General features: G+C 65.1%; 22 protein-coding genes. 3 read left to right on the top strand and 19 right to left on the bottom strand.

What is annotated here, in order from left to right; all coding sequences use genetic code 11:
* Positions 1-184: 184 nt before the first annotated feature.
* The 9 genes from tatC to I6F20_RS04905 form a co-directional block, all read right to left on the bottom strand.
* Positions 185-997, bottom strand: coding sequence for a twin-arginine translocase subunit TatC (tatC, locus tag I6F20_RS04945; protein ID WP_036044242.1), 813 nt, complete (start codon positions 995-997; stop codon positions 185-187).
* The gene (gene tatB / locus I6F20_RS04940) at positions 994-1,488 is read right to left on the bottom strand and encodes a Sec-independent protein translocase protein TatB (RefSeq protein WP_225125278.1); all 495 of its coding nucleotides are present in this window, start codon (positions 1,486-1,488) and stop codon (positions 994-996) included. The genes tatC and tatB overlap by 4 nt, the downstream gene beginning before the upstream one ends.
* A gap of 90 nt (positions 1,489-1,578) precedes the next feature.
* Positions 1,579-1,812 (bottom strand): twin-arginine translocase TatA/TatE family subunit, encoded by a 234-nt coding sequence (locus I6F20_RS04935; RefSeq protein WP_036012762.1) that lies wholly within the window; start codon positions 1,810-1,812, stop codon positions 1,579-1,581.
* 165 nt (positions 1,813-1,977) lie between these two features.
* The gene (gene scpB / locus I6F20_RS04930; RefSeq protein WP_036012763.1) at positions 1,978-2,733 is read right to left on the bottom strand and encodes an SMC-Scp complex subunit ScpB; all 756 of its coding nucleotides are present in this window, start codon (positions 2,731-2,733) and stop codon (positions 1,978-1,980) included.
* Positions 2,734-2,754: 21 nt separating this feature from the next.
* Positions 2,755-3,594 carry a segregation and condensation protein A gene (locus I6F20_RS04925; RefSeq protein ID WP_225125276.1) on the bottom strand — a complete coding sequence of 280 codons (840 nt, stop codon included), beginning with the start codon at positions 3,592-3,594 and terminating at the stop codon, positions 2,755-2,757.
* A complete protein-coding gene (gene nagZ / locus I6F20_RS04920; RefSeq protein WP_036028239.1) occupies positions 3,591-4,619 on the bottom strand; it encodes a beta-N-acetylhexosaminidase in 1,029 nt (342 codons plus the stop codon). Before nagZ ends, I6F20_RS04925 begins: the two co-directional genes overlap by 4 nt.
* A 46-nt stretch (positions 4,620-4,665) precedes the next feature.
* Positions 4,666-6,225 (bottom strand): SPOR domain-containing protein, encoded by a 1,560-nt coding sequence (locus I6F20_RS04915; RefSeq protein WP_225125345.1) that lies wholly within the window; start codon positions 6,223-6,225, stop codon positions 4,666-4,668.
* A 140-nt stretch (positions 6,226-6,365) separates the two neighbouring features.
* Positions 6,366-8,156, bottom strand: a complete 1,791-nt coding sequence (argS, locus tag I6F20_RS04910) for an arginine--tRNA ligase (protein WP_225125274.1) — start codon at positions 8,154-8,156, stop codon at positions 6,366-6,368.
* A gap of 9 nt (positions 8,157-8,165) precedes the next feature.
* A complete protein-coding gene (locus I6F20_RS04905) occupies positions 8,166-9,374 on the bottom strand; it encodes a deoxyguanosinetriphosphate triphosphohydrolase (protein ID WP_225125271.1) in 1,209 nt (402 codons plus the stop codon).
* Positions 9,375-9,484: 110 nt separating this feature from the next.
* On the opposite strand from I6F20_RS04905, the gene erpA reads away from it, so the two are divergent.
* Complete coding sequence (erpA, locus tag I6F20_RS04900; protein ID WP_024342679.1) at positions 9,485-9,814, top strand: iron-sulfur cluster insertion protein ErpA; 330 nt, start codon at positions 9,485-9,487, stop codon at positions 9,812-9,814.
* 5 nt (positions 9,815-9,819) lie between these two features.
* On the opposite strand, the gene I6F20_RS04895 is transcribed toward erpA, so the two are convergent.
* Positions 9,820-12,129, bottom strand: coding sequence for an ATP-binding protein (locus I6F20_RS04895; protein ID WP_225125269.1), 2,310 nt, complete (start codon positions 12,127-12,129; stop codon positions 9,820-9,822).
* A gap of 153 nt (positions 12,130-12,282) precedes the next feature.
* Between I6F20_RS04895 and xth the strand changes: the two genes are divergently transcribed.
* Positions 12,283-13,080 (top strand): exodeoxyribonuclease III, encoded by a 798-nt coding sequence (xth, locus tag I6F20_RS04890; RefSeq protein ID WP_036028256.1) that lies wholly within the window; start codon positions 12,283-12,285, stop codon positions 13,078-13,080.
* Positions 13,081-13,095: 15 nt separating this feature from the next.
* On the opposite strand, the gene I6F20_RS04885 is transcribed toward xth, so the two are convergent.
* The 6 genes from I6F20_RS04885 to I6F20_RS04860 all read right to left on the bottom strand — a co-directional run bounded on the left by I6F20_RS04885 (position 13,096) and on the right by I6F20_RS04860 (position 19,946).
* On the bottom strand, positions 13,096-13,923 hold the full coding sequence (locus tag I6F20_RS04885; RefSeq protein ID WP_225125268.1) for a tetratricopeptide repeat protein: 828 nt from the start codon (positions 13,921-13,923) through the stop codon (positions 13,096-13,098).
* Positions 13,910-15,631, bottom strand: a complete 1,722-nt coding sequence (ilvD, locus tag I6F20_RS04880) for a dihydroxy-acid dehydratase (protein WP_225125266.1) — start codon at positions 15,629-15,631, stop codon at positions 13,910-13,912. The genes I6F20_RS04885 and ilvD overlap by 14 nt, the downstream gene beginning before the upstream one ends.
* A 1,536-nt stretch (positions 15,632-17,167) precedes the next feature.
* A complete protein-coding gene (locus tag I6F20_RS04875; RefSeq protein WP_036009816.1) occupies positions 17,168-17,425 on the bottom strand; it encodes a hypothetical protein in 258 nt (85 codons plus the stop codon).
* A 121-nt stretch (positions 17,426-17,546) separates the two neighbouring features.
* Complete coding sequence (locus I6F20_RS04870; RefSeq protein WP_109143656.1) at positions 17,547-17,759, bottom strand: hypothetical protein; 213 nt, start codon at positions 17,757-17,759, stop codon at positions 17,547-17,549.
* Between the two features lie 151 nt (positions 17,760-17,910).
* On the bottom strand, positions 17,911-18,087 hold the full coding sequence (locus I6F20_RS04865; RefSeq protein ID WP_192893196.1) for a hypothetical protein: 177 nt from the start codon (positions 18,085-18,087) through the stop codon (positions 17,911-17,913).
* Between the two features lie 122 nt (positions 18,088-18,209).
* The gene (locus tag I6F20_RS04860) at positions 18,210-19,946 is read right to left on the bottom strand and encodes an adenylate/guanylate cyclase domain-containing protein (protein WP_225125264.1); all 1,737 of its coding nucleotides are present in this window, start codon (positions 19,944-19,946) and stop codon (positions 18,210-18,212) included.
* Positions 19,947-20,262: 316 nt separating this feature from the next.
* Here I6F20_RS04860 and I6F20_RS04855 point away from each other — a divergent pair, with 316 nt between their 5' ends.
* Positions 20,263-22,443 (top strand): lytic transglycosylase domain-containing protein, encoded by a 2,181-nt coding sequence (locus tag I6F20_RS04855; RefSeq protein WP_109143654.1) that lies wholly within the window; start codon positions 20,263-20,265, stop codon positions 22,441-22,443.
* Between the two features lie 176 nt (positions 22,444-22,619).
* Here I6F20_RS04855 and I6F20_RS04850 read toward each other — a convergent pair whose 3' ends face one another.
* Genes I6F20_RS04850 through I6F20_RS04840 form a run of 3 tightly spaced genes read right to left on the bottom strand, consistent with a single transcriptional unit; the run spans position 22,620 to position 23,556 of the window.
* The gene (locus I6F20_RS04850; protein WP_225124142.1) at positions 22,620-22,982 is read right to left on the bottom strand and encodes a hypothetical protein; all 363 of its coding nucleotides are present in this window, start codon (positions 22,980-22,982) and stop codon (positions 22,620-22,622) included.
* Positions 22,979-23,167: a hypothetical protein gene (locus tag I6F20_RS04845; RefSeq protein ID WP_036009825.1), complete on the bottom strand. Its 189-nt coding sequence runs from the start codon at positions 23,165-23,167 to the stop codon at positions 22,979-22,981. The genes I6F20_RS04850 and I6F20_RS04845 overlap by 4 nt, the downstream gene beginning before the upstream one ends.
* Positions 23,164-23,556 carry a hypothetical protein gene (locus tag I6F20_RS04840; protein ID WP_036031659.1) on the bottom strand — a complete coding sequence of 131 codons (393 nt, stop codon included), beginning with the start codon at positions 23,554-23,556 and terminating at the stop codon, positions 23,164-23,166. Before I6F20_RS04840 ends, I6F20_RS04845 begins: the two co-directional genes overlap by 4 nt.
* Between the last annotated feature and the right edge of the window lie 324 nt (positions 23,557-23,880).

Here is a 23,880-nt window from a genome sequence, read left to right as displayed (position 1 = left end):
CGTTTATGCCGACAACTTACGTTGGCGCGCTTTCCCCTAGCATTCCGTCATCGCCCGTGAAAGCGGGCGATCCAGTATTCCAGAGACGTCAGTGTTTCCCCGAGGGGCCGCGGCGTACTGGATTCCCCGCTCCAGTGCGCAATTGCGCACAAGGCGGGGAATGACACCGGTGGGCTTGGTCGCCCTACTCCGCCGGATTGGCCGGCGTCGACACGTCAGTGCCGGTGGCAGCCTGTGCGGCGGCCGCTTTCCTCTCCACCATCGCCACCGCGAGGATCGAGCCCTCGTAGAGCGCCATCAGCGGAAACGCGAGGGAGCACTGGCTGAGCACGTCGGGCGGCGTCAGCACGGCTGCGATCACGAAGGCCAAGACGATGAAATAGCGGCGCTTCTCGCGCAACATTGTCGAGCTGACGATGCCGATTCGCCCGAGCAGCGTCAGGATCACCGGCAGCTGGAAGGCGATGCCGAAGGCGAAGATCAGCGACATCATCAGCGACAGATATTCGCCGACCTTGGGCAGCAGCTGGATCTGCGCGGTCTCGTCGCCGCCGGTCTGCTGCATGCCGAGCGAGAAGCGCACCAGCATCGGCAGCACGACGAAATAGACCAGCGCCGCGCCCAGCACGAAGAAGAACGGTGTCGCGACAAGATACGGCAGGAACGCCTGCTTCTCGTGCTTGTAGAGCCCGGGCGCGACGAACTTGTAGATCTGCGTCGCCACGATCGGGAACGAGATGAAGCCGGCGCCGAACAGCGCCAGCTTGAGCTGGGTGATGAAATATTCGAGCAGCGCCGTGTAGATGAATTTCGAGTTCTCCGGCCCCGCAATCCACACGAACGGCCAGACAAGCACGTTGTAGATCTGCTTGGCGAAGAAGAAGCAGAAGATGAAGGCCAGGCCAAAGCCGAGCAGCGCCTTGATCAGCCGCGAGCGCAGCTCGATCAAATGGTCCATCAGCGGGGCTTTGCTGGCCTCGATATCGGCGTCGGTCATGACGCTTTGGCGTCCTTGATCGCTTCGGATGGCGCGGTGTCCTGCGCAACCTTTGCCTGTTCGACCTCACGGGTAATCGCGAGCGGCTCGTTCGCGGCCGCATGCGCTTCGGCTTCCATGAAGGTCGACGGCGTCGGGGTCTCCGGTGTCGTGGGCGTGACGGGCGGATCGACGGCAGTAGCGGCCGGCGTCTCGGCCGGCTTGTCCAGCGCATCGATGCGAAGCGCGTCGCTCACGTCCTTCTGGAGCGAGCTCATCGGATTGAAACCCGTGGCGGCTTCCTTGACCTCGTCGAAGCTTTTCTTGAGGTCGGCCATCTCGGCCTCACGCATCGCCTCCTGGAACTGGCCCTGGAATTCGGCCGCCATCTTGCGCGCCTTGCCCATCCACTGCCCGACCATGCGCAGCACGCCCGGCAGCTCTTTCGGGCCGATGGCGATCAGGGCCACGACCCCGATGAGGACCAGTTCACTCCACCCGATGTCGAACATGAGGTCTTCCGTTCACGCGAAGCCGGAGCCGGCCCAATCCCTTGCGCGCAGGATCGGGCCGCTACCCGCGTCTCGCGTGCTTCTTCCGGCTCAGACGGCCTTGCTGCCGACGTCGGACCGTGTCGCGGTCGGCGCAGCATTGTGCTCGATCGACTTCGCCGGCTCGGGCTTCTCGGCAGCCTTGTCGTCGTCCTGCATGCCCTTCTTGAACGCCTTGATGCCCTGAGCCACGTCGCCCATCAGATCCGAAATCTTGCCGCGGCCGAACAGCAGCAGGACCACTGCGATCACCAAGATCCAGTGCCAAATGCTGAGTGAACCCATCCTGCAACCCTCCAAACGCGCATGGCCGGGGACTCGGCCGATCTCACCGAAACCTAGGCTTGGCAGACCTCAAAAACAAGGACCAAGGCAGCGCCAATTCGCTGTCGGCGCTACGCAATCTTGCTAGTGTTAACTGGTCGCAGGGGCCCGTATTTCGCCGGTACGTCAGTCCTCGGCGCCGCCTTCGCTGCCACCCTCATTGCCGCCTTCTGGCGGGCTCTCAGGCTCGACCGCAGGCGCAAGGGCGAGATCGAGGTCATCGCCCGGTTCCAGCGGATCCTCGTCCTCCCGCAGGGCCGGATCATCCGACGGCGTCGGCACGCTGAACCCGGTGGGCAGACGCGAATCCAACAGTCCCGTTCCCTTCAGCTCTTCCAGGCCCGGCAGGTCGCCGAGCTGTTCCAGGGTGAACTGCGACAGGAACTCCTCGGTGGTTCCGAAGGTTAAGGGCCGGCCCGGCGTCTTGCGCCGGCCGCGCGGCTTGATCCAGCCGGTCTCCAGCAGCACGTCGAGCGTGCCCTTCGACGTGACGACGCCGCGGATCTCCTCGATCTCGGCCCGCGTCACCGGCTGGTGATAGGCGATGATCGCGAGCACCTCGATTGCGGCCCGCGACAGGCGGCGGGTCTCGGTGCTCTCCCGCGTCATCAGCCAGGCCAGATCGCCCGCGGTGCGGAACGTCCATTTGTTGGCGACGCGAACGAGATTGACGCCGCGCGAGGCATAATCGGCCTGCAACTGCTCGAGCGCAGCCTTGACGTCGACTCCCTCGGGCATGCGCTTGGCCAGCGTCGCGGTGTCCAGCGGTTCATTCGAGGCGAACAGCAGCGCCTCCAGCAGCCGCAACTCCTCGGGACGCGCCTGGGATTCGTTCTCCATCGGCTCGGCCTCTTCTACCCGCACTTCAGCCAGGCTTGCCATGGCAGATTCTCCTTCTTGCACTTAAGCGACCGGCGCATCAGGCGCAGGAGCTGCGTCCGGGACCGGTTTTGGGCGCCCCTTCCGGAAATAGATCGGCGCAAACGCTTCCTTCTGATTCAGCTCGAGCTGACCTTCGCGCACCAGTTCGAGCGCGGCGGCAAAGCTCGAGGCGAACACCGTCGCGCGCTGCGTCGGGTCGGCGACATGCCGGATCAGGAAGTCGTCGAGAACACCCCAATCGTCCTGCTCGGTGATGCTGCCGACCAGCCGCTCCAGCGTGGCACGTGCTTCGGCGAGCGACCACACCGTGCGCTTGGCCAGATGCACGCTCGCCAGCACGCGCGACTGGCGTTGCGCGGCATAGGCGGTGAGCAAATCATAGAGCGTGGCCGTGTATTTCGGGTGCTTGATCTCGGCGATGTGCTCGGGCGCGCCACGCGCGAAGATGTCGCGCTGCAATTGCGGCCTGTTCATCAGCCGGTTGGCGGCTTCGCGAATGGCTTCCAGGCGGCGCAGCCGGTTGGCGAGCGCCGTCGCCATCTGCTCGGCGCTCGGGCCTTCCGCGCTCGGCGGCTCCGGCAGCAGCAGGCGCGACTTCAGGAAGGCAAGCCATGCGGCCATCACCAGATAGTCCGCGGCGAGCTCCAGCCGGATCTTTCGCGCGGCTTCGATGAAATGGAGGTACTGGTCGGCGAGCGCGAGAATCGAAATCTTGGCGAGATCGACCTTCTGCTGCCGCGCCAGCGCAAGCAACAAATCGAGCGGGCCCTCATAGCCCTCGACGTCCACCACCAACGCCGGCTCACCCTCGGCGAGCTCTGCGGGCCGCCCGGTTTCGAACGATAGGATTTCTGCAGTCATGCCGATGCCGTGTTTGCCCGTGCGATCAATGCATCCAGTTCGGCGCGTGCGGCCACGCGGTCGAACGGCTGCGGCGGCTTGCGTGCGGCGAGCGCGGCGTTCGCCCGCTCCAGCGCCCCACCGGCCAGTTCAGGTGTCTCGCCGGCGACGTCGCGCATCTCCTCGATGTTGCCGTTGCAATGCAGGGCCACGTCGCAGCCGGCCGCGAAGATCGCGCGAGTCCGCTCGGCGATATTTCCCGACAGCGCGTTCATCGACACGTCATCACTCATTAACAAACCCTGGAACCCGATTGCGCCGCGAATCACGTCAGCAATCATTGTCGCAGATGTCGTCGCCGGATGGGCGGGGTCGAAGGCGCTAAACACAACATGTGCAGTCATGGCCATCGGCAGATCAGCCAGCGGCTTGAATGCGGCGAAATCGGTCCGCTCCAGCTCGTCCCGCGGCGTGTCGACGGTCGGCAGCTTGAAATGGGTGTCGGCGGTGGCGCGGCCATGCCCGGGAATATGCTTGAGCACCGGCAGCACGCCGCCCTGCTCCAGGCCCTCGGTGACTGCACGGGCGATGGCCGCGACCTTGCCCGGCTCCGTGCCGTAGGCCCGGTTACCAATGACCGCATCGGCGCCCGGCACCGGCACGTCGGCCAGCGGCAGGCAATCCACGGTGATGCCGAGATCGGCGAGATCGGCTGCGATCAGGCGGGCACTGAGGCGCGCCGCAGTGAGCCCGAGGGCCGAATCAGTGTCGTACAAATTCGCGAATACGGCCCCCGGCGGATAGACCGGCCAGTGTGGCGGCCCCAGCCGCTGCACCCGTCCCCCCTCCTGGTCGATCAGGACCGGCGCGTCGGGGGCCTTCGCGACCGAACGCAATTCTGCAACCAACGCAGCAACTTGTGCTGGTGTTGCGACATTACGCTTGAACAGGATGAAGCCCCATGGGCGTTCGGCACGGATAAACTCCCGCTCGGCGGCGGTCAGTTCCGTTCCGGATACGCCGGTAATGAAGGCCCGCGTGCTCATAACGGCCGATTAACTCTGCCCCGCGAGGGGGTCAAGGAAACGACCGTTAATTCCTCTGGACGAAGCAGGCAGACAGGCCTGCGGACTTCAGATTGTTGCAGGCTTGCGTCGCTTCCTCGGCCGAACCATAGGGGCCGGCGAAGGCGCGGTAGACGACTCCCTTGCCCTTGTCGGTGAGGTCGACACGCTTGATGACGGGCGAACGGGAGCCGAGCACGCTGCCGTATTTGCTCTGAAGCACCCGGTAGGATGCGGCGGCGCTATCCTCGCTCTGCTGCGAGGAGACTTGCACGATGTAGCCGCCACCGCTGCTGGTGGGCGCGATCTGCGTCGGGTTGGTCGCAGCTATCCGCTGCGGCGGCTCGGCCGCCGGGGACGATTGCGGCGCCAGCGACATCGGCTGGTTGGCGCTGGCATTGGCCGAGGTCGGCGGATTGCGCGGCGCGGCGGGCGCAACCGGCGCGGCAACGGGCTTCGGCGCCGCGGGCGCCGGCTTGGCGGCGGCCGATTGCGGCACGGCGCTATCGGTCTGATCGCCCTTCACCGCAACGGTCCTGATCGCGCGCGGCGAATTGTTCGGCAGCGTGCCGTTGCTCGGGCTCGGACCCGCGCTCGGCGGCGGCACGGTGGATGGTGACACGCTCGCCACCGAGGGCGGATTCGCATTCTGGTTCAGCGGCGGGAACACCACGCGCGGCCCGCCCGCCTTGGCGTTGACGTCGACGGGCGCCTCCTCGCGCGGCACGATCTTTTCAGTGCCGTCACCGCTGACCATGCGATCCGGCACCTTGGCCGCGGAGTCCGTCGGCGCCGGCACGATCTTGGTCGGGGTGTTGTCGGCCTTGATGATCGGCGGCTCGCCGCTGCGAGGCGAGCCGATATAGGTCTTGTAGGCGAATGCAGCACCGGTGCCGAGCACGGCAAGCGCCAGGATCGCCGCGACCGTCATCATGCCGCCGCGCTGCTTCTTCGGCTCCTCGACCTCGTCCTCCGGATAGTCGCTCTGGTCGGCGTAAGGGTCGTCGGGATAGGCCGGCTCGCGCTGATAGTCCTGCTCGCCTGTCTCCAGCCGACCATAGAGCGCATCGTCGTAGCGCGACGGATCGGGCTGCGCATACGGCTCCTGATAGGATTGCTCCTGGTAGGCCTGACCATGCTGCTGATAGGCCTGCTCCTGATGAGCCTGATCTTGATGAGCCTGATCTTGATAGGTGTCCTGATAGGCCTGGGGCTGATAAACGACAGGCTCGGGCGCGGCAGACTTGGCGGCGTAGCGATGCAGCGGGTGGACCGGGCTTACGGTGACCGGATAGTCAGGCTCCGGCGCGGGTGCCGGCTGCGGTTGCACGTTGGCACGCCGCATCCATGAGGGCGGCGACGGTGCCTGCTCCGCGTGGTCCTGCTGATCGTCGAGCTGGCGGTAATCGTGGTCCTGATAGCTCTGGGCGGGCGCCGCGGGCGGACGCGACTGCGCCGCAAACGGATCGGTCTGCCCGATCAGACGGGCGAGCTCGGCCAACGGATCGCTATCCGCCTTCCCATGCTGGTCGCCGCCGCGACCATAGTCATCGGAAGGAAACGGTCTGTCCTGATATCGTTCGGCCATCGTGATGATGCGTCCCTTCGGGAAAGCCGCGCGCCCCTCGACCAAGGCACGGCTTTCGACCCACAAGGCTTTCAACCAAGTCTAAGCGATCCGGCTTCTGCCGGTTACCCCCGAATTCCCCTTAAGTAGTTCGCCCCAAACTACCGCATCTCGTCCGGGGCATGGACGCCGAGGATGGCGAGGCCCGATGCCAGGACCGAGACGACGCCCTGGACCATTGCCAATCGCGCCTTTGTAAGATCTGCATCATTATTGATAATGAAGCGTAAATAGGGCAAATCGCGCCCTTTCGTCCAAAGCGCATGAAATTCGCTGGCTAAATCATAGAGATAAAAGGCAATTCGGTGCGGCTCATGGGCCGCGGCGGCAGCTTCCAGCATGCGCGGATAAATTGCGAGGCGCTTAAGAAGATCGAGCTCGACGGGGTCCGACAACCGTTCCACCGCCGACTCAGCGAGCCATGCGATCCGCGCGCCGGCATCCTCTGGGAGTTCCGGGAACACCTCGGCCCGCGCGTTACGGAAGATCGAATGGCCGCGCGCATGGCCGTACTGGACGTAGAACACCGGGTTGTCCCGCGACTGTTCCATGACCTTGGCGAGGTCGAAATCGAGCACCGCGTCGTTCTTGCGGTACAGCATCATGAAGCGGACGGCGTCCTGGCCGACTTCATCCACCACGTCACGCAAGGTGACGAAGTCCCCGCTCCGCTTGGACATCTTCACCGGCTCGCCGTTGCGCAGGAGCTTCACGAGCTGGACGATCTTGACGTCCAGCGATCCCTTAGCCGACGTCGTCGCCTTCACCGCCGCCTGCATGCGCTTGATGTAGCCGCCGTGATCGGCGCCCCAGACGTCGATCATCTCGGCAAAGCCGCGGTCGAACTTGTCCTTGTGATAGGCGATGTCGGAGGCGAAGTAGGTGTAGGAATTGTCCGACTTGATCAGCGGACGATCGACGTCGTCGCCGTAGGCGGTCGCCCTGAACAGCAGCTGCTCGCGGTCTTCCCAATCCTCGACCGGCGCGCCCTTCGGGGGCGGCAGGCGGCCTTCGTAGATGTCGCCTTTGGCCTTCAGGAAGTCGATGGTCTCCGCAACCTTGTTGTTGCCGGTCTCGATCAGGGAGCGCTCGGAGAAGAACACGTCGTGGCGGATGTTGAGGGCGGCGAGATCGTCCTTGATCTCGTCCATCATCATCGCGATCGCCTTGGCGCGCACGGTCGGCAGCCACTGGGCCTCGCTCATCGCGAGCAGCTTGTCGCCATGCTCCGTCGCCAGCGCCTGCCCGACCGGCTTGAGGTAGTCGCCGGGATAGAGCCCTTCCGGGATCGCGCCAATGTCCTCGCCGAGCGCTTCGCGATACCTCAGGAAGGCTGAGCGCGCGAGCACGTCGACCTGGGCGCCGGCGTCATTGATGTAATATTCGCGCGTGACATCGTGGCCGGCGAACTGGAGCAGGCTCGCCAGCGCGTCGCCGAACACGGCGCCGCGGCAATGGCCGACATGCATCGGCCCGGTCGGATTGGCGGAGACGTATTCGACATTGACCTTGGTGCCGCCCCGGATGCGGCCGTAATCGGCGCCTTCGCGCAGCACCGTGCGCAGCGCCTCGGCCCAGGCGGCGGGCTTCAGAGTCAGATTGATGAAGCCGGGACCGGCGACATCGACTTTGGCGATCAGCGCATCCGTGCGCAGCCGTTCGGCGATCTGCTCGGCGAGATCGCGCGGCTTTGCCTTTGCCTCTTTCGCAAGCACCATGGCGGCGTTGGTCGCCATGTCGCCATGGGAGGCATCGCGCGGCGGCTCGACGACGACGCGGGAGAAATCGATGCCCTCGGGCCAGCTGGAATCCGCCGCAAGCGCGCGGCAGGCGCCGTGCACGCGTGCGAGCACGTCGGCGAACAGATGCAGCGATGAGGATGTCTGGGGCATGGCCGCCGCCTAACGCAAATCCGGGGTCGAGTCAAAGAGCCGCTGGTGCTCGGTCAGGGCGAAGCGGTCGGTCATTCCGGCAATGAAATTGCCGATCCGGCGGGCCCGGTCGCCCTCGTCGTCGGCCTCAGCCCCCAGCAGCCATTCCGGCGGCAGCTCGCTGGGGGATTTCAGGTATTTTGCGAACAGATCGAACAGGATCTGCTCGGCCTCGCCCATCACCCGCATCACCCGCGCGTGGCGGTACATGTGCTGGTACAGGAAGCGTTTGATGGCGGCCTCTTCCTCGGCCACTTCGGCGGGGAACGCGACCAGCGCCCGGCTCTGCCGGCGGACATCCTGGGCCGATTGCGGCTTCACGGCCGCGAGGTTCTTCCCTGTCTCCGCAAACACCGCTCCGATCAGGTGCGAGATCAGCTCCCGCACCAGCTCGGCACCGCGCCGGACGTCTTCAAGATCGGGATAATGCGCCGCAGTCTCGGCGATGATCTCCGCCGTCAGCGGCATCACCTTGAGATCGTCGAGCTGGAACAGGCCGGCGCGCAGACCGTCATCGATGTCATGGGCGTCATAGGCGATGTCGTCGGCGATCGCGGCGACCTGCGCCTCCAGCGAGGCGAAGCTCCACAATTCGAGATCGTAGGTCTTGACGTAGTCGGCGATCCCGACGGGAACGCCATGCTCGCGGTAGCGCCCGACCGGGGCGCCGCTGCGATCGGTCAGCGGCCCGTTGTGCTTGACGATGCCTTCCAGCGATTCCCAAGTCAGGTTGAGCCCGTCGAACTCGGGATAGCGGTGCTCGAGCGAAGCCACGACGCGCAGCGTCTGGGCATTGTGGTCGAATCCCCCGAACTGCTTCAGGCAAGCATCCAGCGCCCGCTCCCCCGCGTGCCCGAACGGCGGATGACCGAGATCGTGCGCGAGCGCCAGAGTTTCGGTGAGGTCCTCGTCGAGCCCGAGCTGGCGGGCCAGCGCGCGGGCGATCTGGGCCACCTCCAGCGAATGGGTCAGCCGGGTGCGGTAGTGGTCGCCCTCGTGGAACACGAACACCTGGGTCTTGTACTTGAGGCGGCGGAACGCGGTGGAATGGATCACCCGATCGCAATCGCGCCGGAACGGGCTGCGGGTCCGGCTCGGAGGCTCGGCGACCAGCCGGCCGCGGCTGCGATCGGGGTCGCAGGCATAGGGCGCGCGGGGGGCTGCCATTCCGACGGACACGGCGAATTTAGTCCCTATCCATTTGATTCTGCGTATGGTGGCACTTAACTATGTCGGGCGCGGGATACCAAATGAATTGGGTATGACGCCGGGACTATCGGAGACCAGCAATGACGACTGCCGTGACCATCAGCGACCGGGCCGCACGCCGGATTGGGGAGATCCTCAAGGGCGAAGGCTCGGGCGCGATGCTGCGCATTTCGGTCGAGGGCGGCGGCTGCTCCGGCTTCCAGTACAAGTTCGACATCGACCGCGCCCGCACCGACGACGATCTCGTGATCGAGCAGGACAATGCGGTGGTGCTGGTCGATTCCGCCTCCCAGCCGTTCCTGGCGGGGTCGCAGGTCGATTTCGTCGACGACCTGATCGGCGCCTCGTTCCGCGTCAACAATCCCAACGCCACCGCGTCCTGCGGCTGCGGGACGAGCTTCTCGGTCTAGCGCGCCTACGCGCCCGTTATCTCCCTTTCCTCGTCCGTCCAGGCCACCTCGACCGGCATCAACGTCGGCTGGAGCGGTGCGTCCTCCGACATGACGTGACCGTCCAGCGCCCGCAGGAGCGCTCCGACCAGTGCCGGCTTGCGCAGCGGCTTGGCCAGGAAGTCCGACATGCCGGCTTCGCGGCAGATCTTGATGTCCTCGGGGAAGGCATTGGCGGTCAGCGCGATGATCGGCATGGCTTCGAAGCGCTCGCCTTGCGCGCGGATCGCGCGGGTGGCGGCGAGCCCGTCCATGTCGGGCATGCGCACGTCCATCAGCACGACGTCGTAATTGCCCTCGCAGGCTGCCGCGACGGCTTCGGTCCCGTCGGTGACGACACGCAGCTCGATGTCGAATGCCCCCAGCATCTTGCTCACGACCATGCGGTTGACCGCATCGTCCTCCGCGACCAGCACCTTCAGCGGCCGGTCGAGACCGGAGATCCGGGCCTGGAGCTCGTCGGCTTCGTCGCGGCCGCCAGCCTGATCGGACGCCTGCGCCTGGCTCCAGGGCAGGACCAGCGTGAAGCGGAAGGTCGAGCCCTCTCCCGGCGTCGAGATGACGCCGATCGTGCCGCCCATCTGCTCGATGATCCGCCTGCTGATGGCAAGGCCGAGGCCAGTGCCGCCGAAGCGACGGCTGATCGAGGCATCAGCCTGGGCGAAGTCGCTGAACAGCAGGTCGAGCTTGTCGGGCGCGATACCGATGCCGCTGTCGGTCACCGTCCATTCGACGGTCGCCAGCAGGTCGCGCCGCGCCTGGCAGGTCGCCGATATCGTCACCTCGCCTTCGTCGGTGAACTTCACCGCGTTGGAGGCGAGATTGAGCAGCACCTGGCGGATGCGCGCGACGTCGCCGCGGAGCGTCGGCGGCAGGTTCGGATCGAGCTCGACCTTGACCGTGAGCCCCTTGCTCTTGGCGCTGGCGCGCACCACGGTCGCAACCGTCTCGACCAGCGCCTGCGGCGCGAAGTCGATCGCCTCGAACTGGAAGCGGCCTGCTTCCAGCTTGGAGAGGTCGAGAATGTCGTTGAGGATGCGCTGGAGGTTGTCGCCGGACTCGCGGATCGTGGTGACGGCCTCGCGCTGCTCCGGATCGAGCCTGGTTTCGAGGAGCATGCTGGCAAGACCGAGCACGCCGTTCATGGGCGTGCGGATCTCGTGGCTCATCACCGCCAGGAAGTCTGACTTGGCGCGGCTTTCGGCCTCGGCCTTTTCCGCGCGCCAGCGTTCGGTGACGTCGCGCCCGAAGCCGCGATAGCCGAGGAAATGACCGTCACGATCATGGGCCGGCTTCGCCGTCAGCGACCACAGCCGGGCCTCGCCGCCGGCGACGACCTTGAGATTCATCTCGTGCAGCGGCTCGGCCTGCTCCATCAGGCCGACGATGTTGTAGGCCGCTGACTTGTCCTCGGGGCAGAGCATGTCGAGCACGTCGGCGAACTGCGCGCCTTTCAGCAGCGGAAGCGGCAGCTGCGCGACGTCCGCGAAGCGCTCGGGCACGTCGACGAGGCGTCCCTCGGCATCGGTCTGCCAGAGCCAGTCGCTGGCGTTCTCCTGAAAATCCTTCAGCAGCAGCGAGATGATCTCGGTCTGGCGCTCGAGCTCGAGCTGGGCCTTGAGATTGCCGAGGAAGAGGTTGCCCTGGGAGACGATGTTACGCGCCATGAAAAATGCGAACAGCAGCAGGAACACGGCGGTCACCAGATATGGGCCGGTGCCGCACAGGAGGAGCGCGCCGGCGCAGGCGATCGTCATGGTCGCGAGATAGACGAGGCCCGCGCGCGGGAAGGTCGAGAGCGTGAAAGCGCCGCCGGACATCATGCCGACCATCAGGCAGGCCAGGAGCAATTGACTGGTCGGCTCGATGCGGCTGAACAGAGCGAGCGGCAGCGCGCCCCAGATCGCGGCGAGAAAAAACGCCTGCCGCAGCATCTGCCGCGCCGCGTGCGGCGATGTCTCCTGCGGCGGGTTCTGATGCGACTTGTGCCACGCGCGCACCGCGAGCGAAGCGGTGGCGGCGAGCGTCAGGCCCCAGATGGCGAGGAAGTCGTTCCAGCCCCTGCCCCAGAACAGGATCAGCACGATGGCGACGTTCAGCATCGTCACGGCCATCGTCACGGGGATCAGCTGGGTCACCGCGTCGATCTGCTTGGCGCGGATGCGGCGGATCTCGCGCTCGCTGAGATCGGCGGTCAGACCGTCCTCGATCTCGAAGCCGCCGAGCCAATACAGGAACGCGCCGATCAGGCCGTCACGCGGCTGAGTTCGATTCATCGCCTTGTCCGGCCATCCATCCGAGGAACCTCTTGACGATCAATGGCCTGCGGCCTGCTTAAGCCGGGTTAATTTTGTGGGAGATTTTGCGGCCGGCTTGACGGGTGCGTTTGCATTTTGTTCTAACCAAGACCCCCGCCCGGAGCCCTGCCAATGCCCATCAGAGTAGCCACCTGGAACGTGAACTCGGTCCGGCAGCGGATCGATCTGCTCCTGACCTGGCTGAAAGAGTGCCAGCCGGACATCGTCTGCCTGCAGGAGATCAAGTGCGTCGACGAGGCCTTTCCGCGGCTGGAGATCGAGGCACTCGGCTACAACGTGGTGACGCACGGGCAGAAGACGTTCAACGGCGTCGCCCTGCTCTCCAAGCTCAGGTTCGACGAGACCAAGTCGGGCCTCGCCGGCGACGACGAGGATAGCCATGCCCGCTTCCTCGAAGGCGTGGTGACGCTGAAGCGAGGGGTGCTGCGCATCGCCTGCCTCTATCTGCCCAATGGCAATCCGGTCGGGACCGATAAATATCCCTACAAGCTCAAATGGATGTCGCGGCTTCTTGATTATTCGAAGGAGCGACTCAAGGAGGAGGTCCCGCTGATCCTGGCCGGCGACTTCAACGTCATCCCGCATGCCCGCGACGTGCACAATCCGGCCGCCTGGACCGAGGACGCGCTGTTCAAGACCGAGACGCGCGAGAGCTTCCAGTCCCTGCTCGGCCTCGGCCTCAGCGACGCCTTGCGCGCCGTCACCGACGAGGGCGGGCTCTACACGTTCTGGGACTACCAGGCCGGGGCCTGGCAGAAGAACCAGGGGCTGCGGATCGACCACCTGCTGCTGTCGCCGCAGGCCAGCGACAAGCTCGCCAATGTCGGCATCGACAGCTATGTGCGCGGCTGGGAGAAGCCGTCGGATCACGTGCCGGTGTGGGCGGATCTGGATCTCGAGGCGGCTTAAGGCCGCCTCAGCCGATCACTCCCGACGCCCCTGCACCCATTGCTCCAGCATTTGCAGGGCCATGGCGCGGTCGTCGTCGGAGGCCTTGGCGAAGGCGCGGTTGTAGCTTTCCTTGATCCAGACCTCGTCGGCACCGGCGCTGTCGCGCGCCAGCGTCAGCCACATCAGGCCGCGTGCGGCCTGCCGCGGCAGGCGGTCGCCGTTGAACAGCATCTGACCGAGCAAGGCCTGGGCCTGATGCTGGCCCTTCTGCGCGGCGAGGCCAAGCCAGCGCGCGCCATAGCGGTAGTCCTCGCGCGAAGCGTCCGGGGTCTTCAGGTACAGACGGGCGAGGTCGTACTGCGCGTCCGCGTTGCCGAAATAGGATGCGGCATAGGAGAACATCTCGCGGGCGCGGTCCGGGTCGGCCTTGACCTTCGAATTCGGGATACCGGCCAGATAGTAGCGGCCGAGGGCGACGAAGGCGTTGGCCACGATCTGCGCCTGCGGCGCTGACGGGCTGTCCTCGGCATGCGCGTTGGCGATCCGGCTGAAATATTCGAAGGCACGCAAATCGTCCTGGGCGACGCCGTCGCCGTTGGCGTACATGCGGCCGAGCTTCCACTGCGCGATGGGGTGGCCGCCCTCGGCGGCATATTGCAAGGCGCTGAGCGAGGTTTCCTGGGTTGCGACCTGCGGCGGAACCTTGGTGCGCACCGCACCCGCAGCGCCGGGCAAGGTCGTCACGACCGGGATGGCGGCATCCTTCGGGTTGACCGGCGCACCGTCGAAGGCGAACGCCGGCGCGGCCAGCGCAGCCGCCCCCAACACAAACGCAACTGTGGCACGCCTAAATGTCCGCATAGCACTGTTTCTCGCGCGCGCCGCCCGGATGGGTCACTGCCCCCCCGACCGCCGGTCCAACCTGCTGAGCATATTTCCAGAGCGCACCCGACGTGTGGTTAGTCGCGCGGGCGCTCCATTTGGTTCTGCGCTGGGCGAGCTCGGCGTCGCTCAATTTTACGTTAAGGGTACCGGCCACCGCGTCGATCTCGATGACGTCGCCGTCCTCGAGCAGCCCGATCGGGCCGCCGACCGCCGCCTCCGGCCCGACATGGCCGATGCAGAAGCCGCGGGTGGCACCGGAGAAGCGGCCGTCGGTGATGAGCGCGATCTTGCCGCCCATGCCCTGGCCGGTCAGCGCTGCCGTGGTCTGGAGCATTTCCCGCATGCCGGGACCGCCCTTCGGCCCCTCGTAGCGGATCACGATGACTTCGCCTTCGCGGTAGGTGCGATTCTGGACCGCCTCGAACGCGTCCTCCTCACGGTCGAAGCACCTGGCGGGACCGGTAAACCTGAGGTTGGACATTCCCGCGACTTTCACGATCGCACCTTCTGGCGCCAAATTGCCCTTCAGGCCGACCACGCCGCCTGTCACGGTGATGGGCTTGTCTGCCGGGTGCACCACGTCCTGGTGCGGATTCCATTTCACGCTCTTGAGGTTTTCGGCGATCGTGCGGCCCGTGACGGTAAGGCAATCACCGTGCAGGAAGCCGTTGTCGAGCAGCGTCTTCATCAGAAGCGGTATGCCACCTACTTCAAACATGTCTTTGGCGACATAACGGCCACCCGGCTTCAAATCCGCGACATATGGTGTCTTTTTGAAGATTTCAGCGACGTCGAACAGGTCGAACTTGATGCCGACCTCGTGCGCGATCGCAGGCAGGTGCAGCGCAGCATTGGTCGAGCCGCCGGATGCAGCGACCACGGCGGCCGCATTCTCCAGCGCCTTGCGGGTAACGATGTCGCGCGGCCGGATGTTCTGGGCGATCAGGTCCATCACCTTCTCGCCCGCGGTCATGCAGAAGGCGTCACGGATTTCATACGGTGCGGGGGCACCGGCCGAGTAAGGCAGCGCGAGGCCGATCGCCTCAGACACGGTCGCCATGGTGTTGGCGGTGAACTGCGCGCCGCAGGCGCCGGCCGAGGGACAGGCGACGCGCTCGATCTCGTCGAGGTCCTCGTCCGACATGGCGCCGACCGAATGCTTGCCGACCGCCTCGAACATGTCCTGCACGGTGACCTGCTGCCCGCGGAAATTGCCGGGCAGGATCGAGCCGCCATAGATGAAGATCGAGGGCACGTTGAGGCGGACCATCGCCATCATCATGCCCGGCAGCGACTTGTCGCAGCCGGCGAGCCCGACGAGCGCGTCATAGGCATGGCCGCGCACGGTCAGCTCGACCGAATCGGCGATGCATTCGCGCGACGGCAGCGAGGAGCGCATGCCGTCATGGCCCATGGCGATGCCGTCGGTCACGGTGATGGTGCAGAATTCGCGCGGCGTGCCGCCGGCGGACGCGACGCCCTTCTTCACCGCCTGCGCCTGACGCATCAGCGCGATGTTGCAGGGAGCAGCTTCGTTCCAGCACGAGGCGACGCCGACGAAGGGCTGGTGGATCTGCTCGGTGGTCAGACCCATGGCGTAGAAATAGGACCGGTGCGGCGCGCGCGCAGGGCCTTCCGTCACGTGACGGCTCGGCAGCCTTTGCTTGTTGATCTTCGCGCCCATCGCAACCAGCTTCTCCGGCCAACCCTTTCAGACCCGAAAAATCAGAGCCAAGATTTGAATCGACCTTGGGATTTTCTCGTCGCCTTCGAAGACCGCCACTGCCCTTAAAACATTAGAGCGATTTTATTCATGTTCGGGTGTGGCCAAAAAGCGGCGGCGATGCGAACCGCCGGTGATAAGGGTTAAATCCGATGTGGGTGTTGCACAGACAGCACAATCGTTACCGGGAAGACACGGGTTTGCTTACGGCGATACCTCGCTAAAGTGACGATCCACAACCTGAGATCTTTGGGAAGGCACAGAACATCCGCTCTGGACGACAGGCGGGCATTCCCGAAGTGAGTCGGCGGCAGCCCCACGCGAAGCGATGCGCATCGCTCGTGTCCCGGACAAGTTGCAACGCGCGGGCGTTGCGGCGCGGAGTCGGCACCCCAGGCAACACGGCGATTGCGGATAGATGGGCGCCGGCTCGGCAGCGCACCGTTGAACCGGACGATGCTTCGCATCGCCGGGGGACGCTGCGCTGCGTCCGGGGCACGAGAGCGAAGAGTAGCGCTCGCTCTCTCCTCCTCGTCATTGCGAGGAGCCCTTGCGACGAAGCAATCCAGAATCCCGCCGCGGAAAGATTCTGGATTGCTTCCGCCTTCGCCAAAGGCTTCCGCGGACAAGTCGCTGCGCTCGCAATGACGGAGTGTGAGGCGACGCTGCGTTCTCCAAGTAACACTGTCATTCCCCGCCTTGTACGCAATCGCGCACTGGAGCGGGGAATCCAGTACGCTGCGGCCTCTCGATTCAATCACTGGCGTCTCGGAGTACTGGATCGCCCGGTCAAGCCGGGCGATGACACCGAATGTGTGGACGCAGACGTGCGTATTCGGCCCCGCAGCGCATTTCGCCCGAGCTTTGCTTGATCTCGCCGCCCTCATAGCCAAGAGGGCGCAGGGAAGGCCGGGTGCCGGCGGCACCCGCGGTCCGCTGCGCTAGAGCACACGCAGGAAGAACCGCACAGCAGCATACAGGTGAAGCCCAACACACGGCCTTCCCTGCGCGATGGTCGGACGGCTTATGCCGCGCTCTCCTGGGAGCCGAGTTCCTTCTGGCCTCCCTCGCTCCCGCGAAAGTCACCGGCACCGCGCCGGTTGACGCCAATGCCGCATTTGCCAGAGCTTGACCGTAGCAACGACGGCCAGGACCACACGGTTTTGCCGTACGCGCGGTTCGTTGGCGCCGCAGGGTTCGACGGCGTTGTGCACGTTGCCATCGAAATGCCGGCACGACGAACCTGACAGCGCCGCTCGTCCGTACGAAGCCTCGGGGCTCACGGAGAGCAATCCGCCCTGCCCTCAGCTCTCGTACACGACGCTGCCGCGTCCACCGCAAGCCCGGCTCGCGACAATGACGACCTCATGATCGCCCCTCGAGATTGAGCCGGGTTGGGCGACACATACGTCATTTCCGAATTTCGGTAAAGCGGAATATTTTATGCGGGCAGATTGACAGAGAAGCGAAACACCGACGAGACGGCGACGCCGAACGTCAGGACCGCCCGCGCGAGCGTTGCGCCTGGGCCCAGGCGACAGCGACATCGCGTGGCGGGGCATCCACGCGCTTGATGGGGGTCAATTCGCCGGAGGCCGAGACGATCGCCGTTTCTTCGCGGCGGCAACGCGTGCAGACGAAGCGGACCTCGTGCGGCGACGCCGACCAGCTCGACCGTTTTACATTGGCCGCCATCGGCCAGGCATCGCAATGCGAGCACGACACCAGAAATCGACCGGGATCGAGCATACCCATTCCATTGGACTCCGCGTCCTGCCGCCTCCTTCAATGATTAATCCATGTGAATCGTTCCGGTGCTACAGCACCGCCGGCATTGGCTCGAGTGCCCTACCGGTTCCGCGCATCCGCAAAGTGCTCAGCGGGCGCCCTTGAGGGTGCAGGAGGTCGTGCAGGTGACCGTCGTGCCGCGGTCGCACGTTTTACAGGCGCTGACGCACTGGTTCATGTCGCGTGGATTGTAGCTGTAGTTGCGCAACGGACAGGCCGGATTCGTCGAGCCGGTGATGTCCTGCTCCTGATCGCAGGCCGCCGTCATGAGCGCGAATATGATCACTGCAACGAGGCGCATGGGATTGCCCTGTCAGACATGGCAAATCACACTCACGAGGCGCGCTGCATTGCAGCGAACCCCGGCCTTCCCACCAACGAGTGTCGCCGACCGGCGATGCTCGCTTGCTCCAAGGATGCGCGCCAAACGTTAAGAACGGATTTCAGCCGGCTCAGGCCGCAGCCGTCGTCGCGATCGCCTGCCGGATATCGACGGCCAGCTGACGGTACTGTTCCCCGAGCTTCAAATAGAACTCGCGCTTGCTGCTGTCGGTGGCGAGCTTGGCGATCAGCTCGCATTCGGCGCTGAGCGTCTCGAACCGTTCCAGCCTGTCCTCGAGATGTGTCATCGGCGTGTCCCCATCAGACGCCTCATGGACACCCAACCTAAGCCCGGGAAATAGGTCACGGCGAACATCGTTATGGAGTAGCATCTTTTTTCCGGCGCGGCGTGCCGACCGCAAAGGCACGGCTATTTCTGCTCCAGCCGCCAGACGCCGTCCCAATCGGGATCCGGCGGATTGGCCACAAATTGAGCGATGCGGCCGAGCATCGTGCGCGAGGGGCCGTCGCCGGGGACCGCCTCGAGCGCCGCGTTGAAGGCGGCTCGGGCATCGTCGAAGCGCCGCGCACGATAGGCGGCGAGACCATCGGCATAATGCGTGCGCAAGCTCACTTGCGCATCGCTGAGCGCGCCCGGTCTCGCCATCAGCTCGAAGATCGCCTGCGGCGCGCTTTGGCCCGCGACCGCCAGACGATCGATCTCGCGCAATTCCAGGCGCGATCCGATCCCGTCCGCGGTCGCCTGCGAGATCAGGATGCGGGTGCCGTAGACCTTGTTGACGGCCTCCAGCCGCGAGGCGAGATTCACGGCATCGCCCATCACGGTGAAGCTCATCATCAGCTCGGAACCGATACTGCCGGTCAGGACCTCGCCCGTGGCGATGCCGATGCGAAGATCGCACGGCGCCGGCATGGCGCGGATGCCGAGCAGGTCCGGCAGCTGCTTCTGCAGCGCGGGCACCTGATCGGTCATCTCGACGGCGGCGAGCCCTGCGAGCAGACCCTGCTCCTCCTCCTCGATGAAGGGCGGCCCCCAATAGGACATGATGGCGTCGCCGATATATTTGTCGATGATCCCGCGATTGTTCCTGATGGGAGCAGACATCACGGTGAAGTAGTGGTTCATCACCTTGACGAGGCCGCGCGGCGTCATGCCCTCGCTCATCGAGGTGAAGCCGCTCATGTCGCAGAACAAGATGGTCATCACCCGGCGCTCACCGTCGATGGCGACCTCCGGCCGGTCGATCAGGCCCTGCACCACCTTCGGGTCGATGTAACGGCCGAAGGTCTCGCGAATGCGCTCGTTGTGCCTGAGCTGCTCGATCATGCGGTTGAAGGCGGCAGCGAGCTCGCCGATCTCGTCCTGTGTCGAGACGGTGATGGGCTTGTCGAACCGGCCCGCCTCGACCTCGCGGGCGCCGGCCAGCAGCAGGCGCACGGGTCGCGTAATGCCGCTACTCACCAGCAGCGCAAACACGAAGCCGACGATCGCCGCGAGCAGGGTTACGACCCCCGAGACGATGATGGTCTGGTGCTGGCGGCCGATCACCTGAGACGTCGAGAAATAGACCTGCGCCAGCATGTCGGCGCGGATCGCATCGACCTTCCGGTTGAACGCATCGCGCAGCGTGTCGAGGTGTTCCAGCGTGCCGCGGGCCGCGGCCATATCCTTGGCGTCGACCTGCTTGAGCAGTTTCGCATTGCCCTCGTCCAGATCGCGCCGCAGCTCGGTGACGGAGCTTTCGATCCGGACGTCGAGCCGTGCCAGCGCGGCGTTGTCGGAATACGTCCTGGGGTCGTCGATGATCGCGTTGATGAGCTTGCGAGCGGCCTCGGCCTCCCGCTCGAAATTGCGGTCCAAGGCCTCGAAGTCGCGAAGCCGCGCCGCGTAGGCCTCCTCGTCCGACGGCGCCTCCATCCTGGTCATCACCATCCGCCGCTGCGCCAGCGCCCGTTCCAGCGAGCGGATGTTCGCGCGCGCCAGATGGCTATAGGCCGGGATGTAGCGGTTGGTCAGCTCGTCGAGCAAAATGCCGACCTGGCTGGACATCACCATCGACAGGATCGAGGTGACCAGCATCAGGACGATCAATCCGAGCGCGATGCCGACGATCTTGCGCCGGATCGACTGGTTGAAAATCGGCATAGGTACAGGGCAAAGGTTGAAAGGATGAAGAGAAGGAACTCATACACCGGATTTCGCCGAGGGAACACGCGCAATCTGACCGTTCCGGCGTCCTGTACCGTGCGCAATCGTCGCGCGAGTCCAGATCGTTAACAAAGGTTAAAGCCACTGCCTCTTCCGTCCTTTCGGAAGTTCCCCAGTTCCAATCCGTATTTTGCCGCATTGTTGCGACAGCCTGAGGATGCGACACGATGCCGACGCATCGTTCGGTACTTTGATTCGCAAGCCGCATGTCGCGGACCTTGGTTTGTAGTGGTTTTCGCAGGGGGACCATCCAATGAACCAGTGCCTACGCTCGCTCGCGTGTGTCGTTGCCGTGGCCGCGATGGCCCTCCTTCCCACCGAGCTTGCGGCGAAGAGCAGTCAAAAATCATCCGCACCGAAGAAGACGCATGAGGCGAAAGCGGGCAAGCACCGCCACGCCTCCGCCGGCAAAGCGCGGCACGGCAAGCACGCCGAGGCCAAGCGCAAATCGAAGAAGGCGGTCGAGGAGCCCGCGGCCAAGCCGCCGCTGACCGGCGACCTTGCCGCGCTCAAGGACGCCATCGACCTGACGCGCAAGGGCAAGACCGAAGACGCGAGCGCTGCGCGCGACCGCATCACGGACCCTGCCGGACAGAAGCTCGCCGACTGGTTCATGCTGCGCCATCCCGACAGCACCGCGAATTTCAAGCGCTACGCCGCCTTCCTCGCCGCCAATCCCGGTTGGCCGAGCAGCGCCCTGCTCCGCCGCCGTGCCGAGGCACGGCTGTGGCAGGAGAAGGCCGACGCGGCCATCGTGCACAAGTTCACGATGGATCGCCCGACCAGCGCCAAGGGCAAGTTCGCACTCGCGCGCGTCCTGCTCGCCGAAGGCGAAACCGACAGGGCTGCGCGGCTGGTCCGGGAAACCTGGCGCGCGGAGGAACTGTCCGAGCGGAGCGAAGAGGACTCCTATGCGGCGTTCGGCGACCTTCTGTCCGCCGACGATCACCGCGCGCGCATGGACAAGCGCCTCGGCGCCAAGGATTATGCAGGTGCGCGGCGCGCGGCGAAGCGGCTCGGCGAGGACGCGCTCGCGATCGTGAAGGCCTGCGCCGCCGTCACCGGCAAGGCGAGCAAGGCCAAGGATCTGCTCGAGGACGTCGCGGCCGAGGAGCGACGCGATCTCGGTTACGTGCTGTGCCGCGCGCAGTGGCATCTTCAGAACGACCGCATCGACGACGCGGCCGAGGTGATCCTCGCTGCCAAGCCCGACATGATGGCCGCGCAGGACACCGATGCCTGGTGGCGCGAGCGCCGCATGCTGGCGCGCAAGCTGCTCGATCAGGGCAAGGCCAGGATCGCCTATGACGTGGTGCACACGGCCGCGGTGCCGGAAAAGGAGGTCTACCGCGTCGACTATCACTTCATGTGCGGCTGGATCGCGCTACGCTATCTCGACGATCCCAAGACGGCGATGGTGCATTTCGCCTCGATCGACGCTGGCTCGTCCAATCCGATCGCGCTGTCGCGGGCGCATTACTGGCGCGGCCGCGCGGCCGAAGCCATGGGCGCGGCGGCCGACGCGCGCATGAGCTACCGGGCGGCGGCGCGCTATCACACCGCCTATTACGGCCAGCTCGCCCGCGCCAGGCTCGGCCTCGACGGCATCGAACTGCGTCCGCCCTCGCCGGTGCTGGCCTCGGCCGATGCGCAGCTCGCGGACGAGCGCGTGCGCGCCGCCGACATGCTCTACGGCATCGGCGAGCGCGACATGGTGTTCTATTACGCCGAGGATTTCGCCAAAGAGAGCACCGACGTCGCCGCGCTGGAAGCGCTCGGCGAGCTTGCGGGCCGGCGCAACGATGCGCGCGTGATGCTGGAGGTCGGCAAGACCGCGCTGGCGCGCGGGCTCGCGCTTGACCATTACGCCTTCCCGACCATCGGCATCCCCGAGCACAAGCAGGTCGCACCGGCGATCGAGACCAGCGTGATCTATTCGGTGGCACGCACCGAGAGCTCGTTCGAGCAGCGCGACAAGTCGCATGCCAACGCGGTCGGGCTGATGCAGGTGACGCCGGAAGCGGGACGCGACACCGCGAAGCGCTTCGGCCTGACTTACGACTGGGACAGGATGGTCTCCGACCCCGTCTACAACACGCAGATGGGCGCCGCCGAGCTCAGCGCGCTGTTCTCGGAATATCGCGGTAACCAGATCATGACCTTCGCCGGATACAATGCCGGCCGCGGCCGCGTGCGCGAATGGGTGCAGAAGCGCGGTGATCCCCGGGACCCCAACGTCGACCCGGTCGACTGGGTCGAGCGCATCCCGCTGTCCGAGACGCGCAACTACGTCCAGCGCGTGATGGAGAACGTGCTGGTCTACCGGGCAAGGTTCGAGGGCAGCAGCATGATCGCCGGCAAGAGCGACCAACGCGTGGTGACGCACGAGGCCAGCGCAACGGAGCCAGCGGCGGCCGCAGCACCCATTCCCTGATCGACGCCGCCGGGGCTGGACGCGGCGCCTGCAAGAATACGGTGCTGCGGCTTCTACGCGCGTGCAGCCGCGCAGCTAAAGCGCGATGCGATTAGGATGAATCGTCATCGCGCTTTAGGTTATTGTTTGAGCATGATCGTTTCGGAAAACCGCTTCACACTTTTCCGGATCATGCTCTAGGTGTCACCTCCTTCCATCGTGATCGGGTCGCGACTGTCCAAATATGCGCCGGTCAAAGCTCTCGCGAAGGTCCAGGCGGTGATCGTGCAGCTCCAGCACCAGACGGCACTCATCACCGTCAACGTCTGGATCATGCTGCCAGCGGCGAACTCGACCTTGCCGGCAATTGGTTCCGTCCGCCCAGGCACCGGCCAGTGCATGAACAGCGTGGAGAATTCGCCGCGCCGGTAACAATCGTCGTCACAGTAACGGCGCTGCGTCCGCGCATGGCGGACATAGCCGGAGCGGAGCGACCGCGAGCATGTGCTGCACGCGGCCGCGTGCAACGGGGGCTCGTGATTGACCACCACGAACTTCATGAAGCCGCTCTCACGCCATCTTTCGCGAGCGTCTCGCAGAACAGCGCGTAGCACTGATGATCGCAGTAAGGCAGACGGGTCGCGATCTCGCGCAAATAGCTGCCGCTGATCGGCTCGCAGCACTGCATGCACGAGGTCTGCCGGAACGGGGTCCGGCCGTTGACCAGCACGAAAGCGAATCTCATGTGGCACCTCCCAAAGCGAAGCAGTAAACGCTGTCGAGCGGAGACAGTGCGGGCGGTGGAGCGCACAGATGATTCCGGCCGTCCGGATTATCCCTGTTTCGCTCCACCTTTTGCGGTGGGATCAGAATGTATCTCCCGTCCTCCCGGCGCCGCGCATAGATCTGGCCGTCGATGTACTTGATGTCGGTCGGATAACAGTCGGCGCTGTTGCAACAACTGAGGCTCGGGTTATCAGGCATGTGCCAGGTGGAATAGAACTTTTCGTGCAGCGCCTGGTCCTGGGGTGGGTGCTTGCGATGAACGGCACCGTGTCCCGTCTCCTGTGCCTGGCCGGCCGCGATGGGGGCGATGAGAACGATCCAGCAGAAGAGCTTGCATGAGCGGTTCAACGCACGGCCTCCCGGATCAACTCTCCAATCCAGCCTTATGCGACCTGGGCCCGAAACAACCACCGGCGGTCGCGTTCGCTTCGCGTGCGGAAACGATCAACGCACTTCTTGGAGCAGAGCGCCGTGCGCCAGGAATAGTAGCGGATCAGGCCAAACTTGCCGCCGCACACCGCACAGCCCTTGACTGAGGAGCAACTTTCGGACGCCGATGGGCGACGCTCAGGAAGTACCGACATATCGCACATTGCTGTCTCCCTCTGTTGCTTGCGCTTTTCTCGGCTGTTCGCTTCGACACTCCCGATGGTCGAGAGGCTAGTCCGCCGG

Source organism: Bradyrhizobium sp. IC3123 (genome assembly GCF_020193625.1).
Classification (GTDB): domain Bacteria; phylum Pseudomonadota; class Alphaproteobacteria; order Rhizobiales; family Xanthobacteraceae; genus Bradyrhizobium; species Bradyrhizobium yuanmingense.
This window is presented reverse-complemented; position numbering and strand designations above follow the sequence as displayed.